Origin of the sequence: Pseudomonas syringae group sp. 26L6, from assembly GCF_032587815.1 — a bacterium.
In the GTDB taxonomy this organism is placed as follows: Bacteria; Pseudomonadota; Gammaproteobacteria; order Pseudomonadales; family Pseudomonadaceae; genus Aquipseudomonas; species Aquipseudomonas amygdali.
The window spans coordinates 319,366-320,487 of sequence record NZ_JAWHPJ010000009.1 but is presented as its reverse complement, the minus strand read 5'-3'; the positions used below and the strand labels follow the sequence as shown (position 1 = coordinate 320,487).

Below are 1,122 nucleotides of genomic sequence, written 5' to 3'. Positions count from 1 at the left end.
GGCTCAAGGTCCTTCTTGACAGGTAGGCCGCGGATTAAGCACTGCCGACTTACCTATGTATGGCCCCTTAAACCCGGACAGACCCCGGCGACTGGCTTATTGCCACTCTTTATCGCTCATACATGTTTGGCAGGTTGAAAATCTGTCCCCGTTTTCCGTTACAGACGCACGACAAAAGCTTTGGCTGAATACCAAAGACCCAGTCCAGTCATCAGGCTTGTCAGTTATTGCAATCAGTAGTTACCGCGCAGCAGTCGACCAAGGTCCTTTTTGCGCGGTCGGAATCAGGAAAGCTCAAGATGAACACGGCGCAACATTTCGAATACAGCGACGATCCACGCTTCTATCTGCAATTGGCTCAACTGGTTTCCAGTACCGGTGCCGGCACATTTTCCGAGCAGATGTTGCAATTGGTGGGTTCGCTGGTGCCTATTCACGGGCTTGAGCTCAGTGAATGGACACTGGACGTGCGTCAAAGCAGTATCAGTCGCATCAATCTACTCGGCAGCGCCGGCCTGCAGCACGATCCTCCGAGCACCGAAACAACTGACCATCCTCTGCTATCAAGCATTCTGCACATGCAGGCACCGTTGCTGGTCCAGCTCAAAACCCCGCTTGACGCGCAACGCCCACAGCAAAACACTCACCAGTGCAATCTCGTTTCCAGCAGCGGTGACCGTCGACGGATCATCTGCGTTTATAGGTTGACTTCCCTGCGCGCGTTTTCCCTGACCGAGCTTTCATTGCTCAAGAGTCTCTCCGACACACTGTTGCCGCTGGTCGAGCATCATGCGCAAATCCTTGCCCAGGCAGGCCATCGCAAGCCCCGTATCGAGCCGGAGCCCGGTTCTCTGGATCAGGCATTCAGTGGCAGGCTGGCACAGGATTCGGTCACGCTGTCCGCACGCGAGCAGGAGGTGTGCCTGGGTTTGCTGACCGGCGGCACTGTGGCCGAAATGGCGCAGCGCCTGAAGGTGAAGAACAGCTCGGTGGAAACCTACCTCAAGCGCGCCACCGCCAAACTCGGCGTCAGCGGCCGGCATGGCCTGGCACGCTGGATGGCAGGCGGCTGATACTGCCTGACGCAATGCGCAGGCATCATACGGATGCTGAAAAGGGCCT

General features: G+C 56.8%; 1 protein-coding gene. It reads left to right on the top strand.

Translation table 11 applies throughout. From position 1 onward, the window contains the following. Positions 1 to 299 precede the first annotated feature (299 nt). Positions 300 to 1,073 carry a helix-turn-helix transcriptional regulator gene (locus tag RYA97_RS03995; protein WP_005743697.1) on the top strand — a complete coding sequence of 258 codons (774 nt, stop codon included), beginning with the start codon at positions 300 to 302 and terminating at the stop codon, positions 1,071 to 1,073. Positions 1,074 to 1,122: the final 49 nt, after the last annotated feature.